Here is an 8,164-nt window from a genome sequence, read left to right as displayed (position 1 = left end):
ACTCCTTGAAGACCCGGATCACGTCCTCGCGGAACTCGTTGGGGAACGCCTTGGGCATGGTGCACATCCTTCCAGCGCCGACACACATCGACGCAGATCAGATGCCACCTATCCGTGCAGCAGACCCTTCGAGTCTCGGCGTCGGTACGGTGGGCCTAAGTCGTGGACCGAGACGTACGTCTTTGTCGATCCCATGCTGGATCTCCGCTCAGAAGAGCGTGCCGCGCTGCTCGAGGCAGAGCTGGCTCGCGAGGTAGGTCCGGGCCACGTGTTGGAGGGTCGCAAGTGGACCGGTAGTGGCGGAGGCGATGCCTCAGGACGAAGTGCTGGTCCAGGACCGTGACGACGTGTTCTTGGTGCACCTGACTTGGAAAGGTCGCAGGGAAGAGTCGCCTTGGCCAACGGTCGAGCGCGTAGACAGCAGAGAGGAGTTCGAGCAGCTGCTCGAGTTCAGGTACTAGCCGAGCGCGGCAGATCCGCGCGTTGGGACCACGTGCGTCTGCTTCAGCCAGGGGTCCAAGTCGTTCGCTCTGGCCCTGGTGTTGGGCCGACGTCGGCAGGCGAGATCGGCTGGACGACTGTGCCGCTGGCATCCACAACCCGACGGGGGCCCAGTGGCTTCGCTAGCCGGACGGTGCGCCAAACGTATCCGAGCATGCCCACTGCGTTTCCTGGCCGTCGTGACAGATCAGCACTCACGGTCACCCGCTCGGGATCCTCGGACACTACGGACACCCCGCGGAGGGTAGCCAGCTGGTCCACCATGACGAAGATCGTCAACTCACGCTTCCCGGAGGCGGCCGAGTAGCCGGCTAGCCGTGTCGTTCCCTCGGCATGCGACGTGGCTGTAACGGCTGAACGGTCGGCCGGGACCTGCGCACCGTCCGAGCAGCTGGTTGCAGAGACAACGACCGTTGCCGCGAGCGAAACGGCTACGGCGCCCGCCTTGCTCGGTCGGTTCACGGTTCCTCCCCAAAGTGGCCACGTTCCTGGGTCGGGGCGGCCGGGGACGTATCCGTCCCTGCACCATTTGACACCAGCGCGCACACAAGCGTTGCGTCATCACCAGGTCGATGCAGAGAAATGACCTATGGGGCATGGTCGGGCGAGCGTAGTCGCCCTCAGAGCGGCAGTTCCGGACGTTCGTGGCCGGCTCCCGGCTCGGGCCTACCCGCGATGCCTTCACGTCAGGCGGTGGCAGGCGGTGGAGTGCGTGTGTAGGTACTAGCGTCGGCCGCGGCAGGTCGTTACCGGGCTGGAGCTATCTCAGGGGGCATCGTGGATATCGTCGACAGGATCCAGTCCTATGGCCGGACCATCACCTATGGTCCGGGTGACTCACACGTCATCAACGCCGTTGACGCCGGCCAGCTGTTCGTCTCCGGAAGACTCGTCGTCATGGACGCGTTCTGGCCCCTGGCCGGGCACCTCCCCGGGATGCCCCGCGTGTCCGATGCGCCTGCCACGTTTGCGGTCACGTTGAGCACCATCGAGATCGCGGACTCCCCGGGGTCTCGTCTGCACCTCGTTGGCGGGGTGACCGCCACCATCTTGGAGTCAGACGCCCCGCCGACTCGCTGGCAGAACGGCTTTGGCGAGGGCCACGGCGTGGCGGTCGACTCGCGCAACATCGTGCTGCTCGATGACGCCCGGGTGGAGCCATACCGGCATGCACGGGAACGGGAAGACGGCGACCCGGCCGACCTGATGGACTCCATGAACCAGGAGCCGTTCAAGCTCGTCGACGGCGGCCTTGTGGTCAGGTGCGGCGAGGGCGACGGCGTCTACGACGTGTGGCTGGGCTACTCCGCCGACGACCGCCTCGCTCAGGTAGTCGTCGACCTGGACACGTTCTCCGAAGGCGACATCGGCTGACGACCGGGCCGACACATCGCCGGAGGACATCCTCAGATCGGACACGAGCGACGCACCATCCGCGGCATGTGAGTGCGCTCTCGTCTCAGCCCTCGCCTGCCCGCCAGACGATCATCCGCTCCGTCACGCTTTGTCTCCAGTTGATCGGCTGTCCACGCTCCTCGGCCTCCTCGACGAACTGAGCGAGCCGCTGAAAGACGTCCTCTGCGGTGTTGGTGGCTCCCTGGCCGAACCCCGCGACCCACGCCCGTCCAGCAACGGGCCCAGCACCAGCGCGCACCTGCGACCGCTCTGCTGGCACAGTTGCGCGCGTGGACCTTTCGTCGTTCCCGACAATCTTCGGACCGCCAACCATGGACCCTGTCCCGATCGATTGGGTCGCCGTCGAGGACTGGCTTGGGCTATCGCTGCCCGGTGACTACAAGGCCGTCGCGACGGCCTACGGCCCATTGGACATCGGTGATCACATCTGGCTGCACACGCCGTGCATTCAGAAGGGGCGGTTCGAGTACTCCAAGTGGCTGAGCGAGACACATCGCCGCTGTCGCCTCGCTTCACGTAAGGCCTCCCCACTCGACCCGCCACCGTTCCACCCCGCGCCCGGCGGGCTGTTGGCCTGGGGCGAGACGAGAAGAGCGCACGTGCTGTTCTGGGACACGTCGCCATCCGACGATCCCGATGAGTGGAGGACCGCGATCTTCGACCAGAACGCCGCCAGTGCTCACATGAACCCCTGGACCTACCTGGACATGCCGATGCTGGCCGCGCTGGACACAGCCATCACGTCCGGAATCGAGATCCCCCGCGCACCAAGCATCGGCCCACTCCCGGCAACCGGCAGGCGCACCGCCTTCCTGCCCGACCCGGAGCCGTGGACCCCGCCTACCCCTGCTCCCAGGGGCACGTCCCAGACGCGGCGCCGGGCGGCACTGACCCAGGGGACGGGGTTCGACGCGCTGACCGCCCTGATACCGCCACCTGCCGCGCCGTATCTCGGAGAAGGCAGCTGGGATGATCTATTCGACCGTCTCGGCACCCGTCTGCCCACCGGGTACACATCCCTCATGACTCGTTACGGGGCCGGCGTCTGGCGCGGCTGGCTGAGGTTCCAGACGCCGCTGCGGATCGCCGGGCGTGGCCTGGTCTACCACTCTGCTGAGTCCTTGGACATCTATCGGAGCCTCCGATCCGAGTTCCCCGAGTTCCACCCGTTGCGCGCATGGCCCGAGCGAGGAGGTTTCCTGCCCTTCGCCAGCTCGATCGAGGGCGACGACCTCGCCTGGCTGACCGTGGGTGATCCCGACACGTGGCCGTTGATAGTCGTTCCGCGTGACGGAGATCAGGACCCACCACTGCAGAGCGGCCTGATCGAGACGCTGCTTACTTGGGCGCGGGGCAACCACGTCACCCATGGCCTGCCTGGACTCGATCCGCTCGATGACCCACTCGAGTTCGCCACGTTCACACCCTGGGACGACAAGAGCCACTGGTGACGGCCAGGCGCGAGCGGGCCGCGAGGGCGGTGGAACGGCTGCCGCCGCCGTCGAGAATCCCGAACCACAACCTTCGAACTCGGCCGAGTCGCAACGTCCGACTCTCGGCATGTGGGTGAAACTTCGACCGCGCGACACGCGGCGTGTTTCTTCGTGGATCGGCACCTTGGGCGTGGATGGTGGGAGTGCGGACATACCCAAACATAAAGACCTGAACTGACAAAACTGCGGGCTTGATGCCCTGGGGGTCGGCTCCCCACCCCGGCCAGAGGCCGTCCACACGAATAGCCGCCACACACACAGACACGAAACTTCTCGTCCGCCACCTTCATCGTCATCACCTGACGTGGCCTGGCGTGTGCGCGGCTCCCCGCAGCGCCGGCAGCTTCTCGATCGTTTCTGGGCCGCCCTTCGGACCGGGTGTGCCGTGCAGCGGGAGCCGCAGTACCTGCACGGCACACCCACCCCGGAACAGGGAAGGGGGTGGCCGAGATGAGCCGGGCAACACGGGACCGCATCTGGGACGCCGTGCCCCTGCGTTCCGCTGAACCAACGCGCGAGCACGCAAGTGCGCCCCCGGTCGGGGAGGGCCACCCGCTTGACCTGGGGCACCTCGACGCCGCCACCGAGGCGCAGGTCATCGCTCGGCTGACCTCACGCGACTTCGACGCGTGGTCCGAGGCAGCCTCCCGAGTCGGGCACTGCGCCAAGCCGATTCGGCTCCACGGACACTCAGACACGGTCGACGTTGGGACCGGCGAGGTGCTCTCGAGCTTCTCCTCGGCCGACAGCCCGCTCGGGGTGCTGCACGTGCGGTGCGGGAATCGCCGCGCGGCGGACTGCCCGTCCTGCTCACGGCTTTACGCCGCAGACACGTTCCACTTGATTCGGGCCGGCGTGGCCGGCGGCAAAGGCGTCCCCGACACGGTTGCCGACAACCCGCTCGTCTTCGCGACGCTGACCGCGCCCTCGTTCGGGACCGTACACGGCACCCGGGGCGGCCGCACCTGCCGGCCCTTCACGGTCAAAGGCCAGGACCGGGTGTGCGAGCACGGGCGCTCGACGGTCTGCCACGACCGACACGGCGACGAGGACGAGCTGCTCGGGCAGCCGCTGTGCCGCGACTGCTACGACTACGAGAGCCACCTCGTATGGCAGTGGTGGGCGCCGGAGCTGTGGCGCCGGTTCACCATCGACCTGCGCCGGCTCCTGGCCCGACACCTCGGTGTTCCCGAGACGCGGCTGTCGGAGCTGCTCACCGTGCAGTACGCGAAGGTCGCCGAGTACCAGCAACGTGGCATCGTCCACTTCCACGCCCTGATCCGTCTCGACGGGCCCAAAACGGCTGACGGGTTCGCCCCTTCCCCGGCCTCCACGACGGCGGCGATACTCGCCCAGGTCGTCGAGCAGGCTGTCGGCGGCGTGTCCTTCGACGCGCCCCCGCTCTTCGATGATGACCCGGTCCGGACGCTGCGGTTCGGTGCCCAGGTCGACGTGCGCCCGATCAAGACCTCCCGACGCACCGACGATCCGGACCGTGAACTCACCTCGGGGCAGGTCGCCGGCTACCTGGCCAAGTACGCGACCAAGTCCGCCGGCGACTTGATCAACGGCGACAACCCACACCTACGCCGGCTGCGCGCGACCCTCGCCGAAGTCACCGACCACATCGGGACCGACGCGCGCGCTGAGGGGACCCCGATCCGGGAGCACCCGTATGCACTCCTCGGGAAGTGGAACCGGATGCTCGGCTTCCGCGGACACTTCTCCACGAAGTCGCGGCGCTACTCGATCACTCTGGGGCGGTTGCGTCGCGCCCGAACGCGGTTCCAGAGACGCCTCGCTGACGCCAGCCGCCACGGCCGGACCCTCGACGTCCGCGACCTCGACGACCTCCTCTCGGACGACCTCGAGGAGACCACCCTCGTCGTGGGCCAGTGGTCGTACGCCGGGTCAGGCTGGGACACCGACGGCGATGCCGAGCTCGCGAAGGCCGCTGCTGCGCGGGCCCGCGAGTATGCCCAGTGGAAGGCAGCGCAGCGCGTCGATTCTTCAATCACGGCAGGGCAATCGGAGTAGGGGAGAAGGGGAATGAGTGAGACTGATGTGTTGTGGACCGTCCAGGACGTGAGCGACTTTCTGCGTGTCCCGGTGGCCACGATCTACCAGTGGCGGGTTCGGCATGAGGGCCCGCAAGCAATGCGGATCGGGCGTCACCTGCGCTTCGACCCGGAGACGGTTCGCGAGTGGTCGCGTGGGCAGCTGGAGGTCGGGTGATGGCGAGCATCAGCAGGAACCCGAAGGACCCCGGCTGGCAGGCACGGTGGCGCGACCCGGGTGGACGACAGCGCAAGAAGAACTTCGCTCGCAAGGTCGACGCTCAACGTTGGCTCGACCAGATGCAGGCTGAGCGGCATCGCGGTCAGTACATCGATCCGCGGGCCGGCAAGGTGCGGGTGCGTGACGTCGCCGAAGCCTGGGCTCGTGGCCTGACGCATCTCAAGGTGTCGACCGCGACGCGCTACCGCGGGCTCGTCAACGGCCACATCCTTCCTCGCTTCGGGGACTGGGCCATCGCGGATCTGAGGCACAGTGATGTCCGCGACTGGGTGGGCGCTCTGTCGGCGACCGGCCTGTCGGCTGGAACCGTGCGGCAGGCGCACCGGGTGCTCTCGCTGATCCTGGCCGAGGCGGTGAAGGACGGACGGCTCTCCCGAAACCCTGCTGCAGGGGTCCAGCTGCCGCGAGCAGTGCGGGCAGATCCGCGCTTCCTGAGCGCCGCGGAGGTCGCTCGCCTCGTCGAGGCTGCACAGCCGAACGGCCTGAGCGTGGCCGTTCTCGCGTTCTGCGGCCTGCGCTTCGGCGAGCTCGCTGCCCTCCGGGTCCGTCGGGTCAACCTGCTTCGCCGTCGCCTCGTCATCGCCGAAAGCGTCACGGAGGTGGCCGGCCGTGCGGTGTGGTCGCTGCCGAAGACGAACCGCACGAGGACCGTGCCGTTCCCACCGTCGCTGGCCCAGGGGATCGAGGGACAGTGCCAGGGAAAGGGGCCCGAGGACCTGCTGTTCACCGCCCCCGAGGGCGGCGTCCTGCGCCTAGGCAACTGGCGTCGTCGTGTCTTCGACCCCGCCTGCCGGGCAGCCGGCGTCGTCGAGGTCACACCCCACGACCTGAGGCACACCGCGGCCTCGCTGGCGATTGCCTCGGGCGCAAACGTCAAGGCGGTGCAGCAGATGCTCGGGCACGCCTCGGCGGCCATGACGCTCGATGTCTACGCAGGTCTGTTCGGCGACGACCTGGACGCCGTGGCGCTGGCTCTTGACGGGCTTGTGCCCCTTTTGCGCCCCCTGGACGCCTCCGAGGGCGACGGGCTCGGCAAGTCGAAAGGCGCAGACAGTGCCTGACCTGCGCAAACGTGTGGTGGGCCCCGTCGGGCTCGAACCGACGACCGGCGGATTAAAAGTCCGATGCTCTACCGACTGAGCTAGAGGCCCTGGGCGGGAGGCTGCAGCGCATCCTCCCGAGGCACGTCGACCCGTTCGACCGTGGTGGTCGTCCGACGACGTGGCAATCCCGGTGCCAGTATGCCGCAGGCCAGCCGGCCGTCAGGCACCCGGTGGTGCGTGGCGGGTGGGTCTCAGACCTCGCGGAGCTCGACGTCCACGTCGACCGTGCCCGGCACCGCTCGGACGGGGTGGCTGCTGGTGGAGAGGAGGTCGGCGACCCTGACCTGCCGCTCACCGGTGCGCGACACGTGGGCCCGCACCGTGTAGGTGCGCCGCCCGGACAGTGACGCGCTCAGCTCCACCGGCTCGGCCAGGTCGTCCGACGTCCGCAGCGGCCTCTGCGCCGAGGCGACGACGACGGCGGGGGCATCGGCCAGGGAGACGTCCTCCAGGCTGACACGCAGGACCGCCCCGGTGAGCCTGCCGTGGTCCGCGGGCGCGTGCACACGGCAGCGCACGCGGACCACGACAGGCTCCGGTTCGACGTCGTCGGGCTGTGGGCTCACCGACCCATCATCCGCTCACCAGGTCCCCGAGAGCACCCACGAGAGAGCGCCGGAGGACGTCTTCCCGAGCCACCAGTTCAGGTCGCCCCGGTAGTGGAAGAGGATGTCGGCGGCGCCGTCACCCGTGAAGTCCCCGACCCAGAAGGGGCGTCCGTCGTTGATGCCGTGGCCGAAGCCGGCGGTGTTGCCCAGCAGGCTCCACGTGAGCTGCCTGCCTCCCGGGTTGGGCGTGATGGGGCAGCTGAGGCTGCTCATCCTGGACTGCGCGGCGGTGATGGCCTGACGCTCGCTCGTGATGAGACGCCCGAGCTCGAGGATCTCGACCCGGTCCGCCGGGTCGCGCGGGTTCAGGTGTGCCTTGGCCGCCTGGAGCTCGCGGATGCGGGCCCGGTGCTGGGCGATCTGCTGCCGGAGGCCGGCGCACTCGCTGTTCTCCGACGGGACGTCCGTCATGGTGCCAAGCCACCATTTGTCGTCGCCGGGGTAGTAGAAGAGGACGTCGGTGGTGCCGTTGCCGGTGAAGTCCCCGACCCAGAAGGGTCGTCCGTCGTTGATGGCGTGGCCGAAGCCGGCGGTGTTGCCGACGAAGCTCCAGGTGAGGGCGCCGCCGTTCATGGTGCCGAGCCACCAGTTGTCGTCGCCGGGGTAGTAGAAGAGCACGTCGGTGGTGCCGTTGCCGGTGAAGTCGCCGACCCAGAAGGGTCGTCCGTCGTTGATGGCGTGGCCGAAGCCGGCGGTGTTGCCGACGAAGCTCCAGGTGAGGGCGCCGCCGTTCATGGTGCCGAGC

General features: G+C 68.2%; 7 protein-coding genes and 1 tRNA gene. 5 read left to right on the top strand and 3 right to left on the bottom strand.

The features are described 5' to 3' along the window. The first annotated feature begins 1,278 nt into the window (after positions 1-1,278). The 5 genes from ABD297_RS01995 (at position 1,279) to ABD297_RS01975 (ending at position 6,769) form a co-directional block, all read left to right on the top strand. Positions 1,279-1,875: a DUF4241 domain-containing protein gene (locus ABD297_RS01995; RefSeq protein ID WP_344252452.1), complete on the top strand. Its 597-nt coding sequence runs from the start codon at positions 1,279-1,281 to the stop codon at positions 1,873-1,875. 311 nt (positions 1,876-2,186) lie between these two features. Then, positions 2,187-3,368 (top strand): hypothetical protein, encoded by a 1,182-nt coding sequence (locus tag ABD297_RS01990; protein ID WP_344252450.1) that lies wholly within the window; start codon positions 2,187-2,189, stop codon positions 3,366-3,368. A 492-nt stretch (positions 3,369-3,860) separates the two neighbouring features. Next, a complete protein-coding gene (locus ABD297_RS01985; protein WP_344252448.1) occupies positions 3,861-5,447 on the top strand; it encodes a replication initiator in 1,587 nt (528 codons plus the stop codon). A gap of 12 nt (positions 5,448-5,459) precedes the next feature. Next, the gene (locus tag ABD297_RS01980; RefSeq protein ID WP_344252446.1) at positions 5,460-5,645 is read left to right on the top strand and encodes a helix-turn-helix domain-containing protein; all 186 of its coding nucleotides are present in this window, start codon (positions 5,460-5,462) and stop codon (positions 5,643-5,645) included. Next, complete coding sequence (locus ABD297_RS01975; protein ID WP_344252445.1) at positions 5,645-6,769, top strand: tyrosine-type recombinase/integrase; 1,125 nt, start codon at positions 5,645-5,647, stop codon at positions 6,767-6,769. Before ABD297_RS01980 ends, ABD297_RS01975 begins: the two co-directional genes overlap by 1 nt. A 14-nt stretch (positions 6,770-6,783) precedes the next feature. Here the strand turns inward: ABD297_RS01975 and ABD297_RS01970 are convergent. The 3 genes from ABD297_RS01970 to ABD297_RS01960 all read right to left on the bottom strand — a co-directional run. Continuing rightward, positions 6,784-6,859 (bottom strand) — tRNA-Lys (locus tag ABD297_RS01970). Positions 6,860-7,002: 143 nt separating this feature from the next. Beyond that, on the bottom strand, positions 7,003-7,377 hold the full coding sequence (locus ABD297_RS01965) for a YbaY family lipoprotein (RefSeq protein WP_344252443.1): 375 nt from the start codon (positions 7,375-7,377) through the stop codon (positions 7,003-7,005). Between the two features lie 15 nt (positions 7,378-7,392). Then, on the bottom strand, positions 7,393-8,164 hold a 772-nt coding region (locus tag ABD297_RS01960; protein WP_344252441.1), incomplete at its 5' end, for an FG-GAP repeat domain-containing protein.

This window comes from Terrabacter carboxydivorans (assembly GCF_039532035.1).
GTDB classification, from domain to species: domain Bacteria; phylum Actinomycetota; class Actinomycetes; order Actinomycetales; family Dermatophilaceae; genus Terrabacter; species Terrabacter carboxydivorans.
This window is presented reverse-complemented; position numbering and strand designations above follow the sequence as displayed.

Excerpts from the sequence above, each read along its gene's own strand:
- ABD297_RS01985 (WP_344252448.1), top strand. The coding sequence starts at position 3,861 with ATGAGCCGGGCAACACGGGACCGCATCTGGGACGCCGTGCCCCTGCGT.
- ABD297_RS01980 (WP_344252446.1), top strand. The coding sequence starts at position 5,460 with ATGAGTGAGACTGATGTGTTGTGGACCGTCCAGGACGTGAGCGACTTT.
- ABD297_RS01975 (WP_344252445.1), top strand. The coding sequence starts at position 5,645 with ATGGCGAGCATCAGCAGGAACCCGAAGGACCCCGGCTGGCAGGCACGG.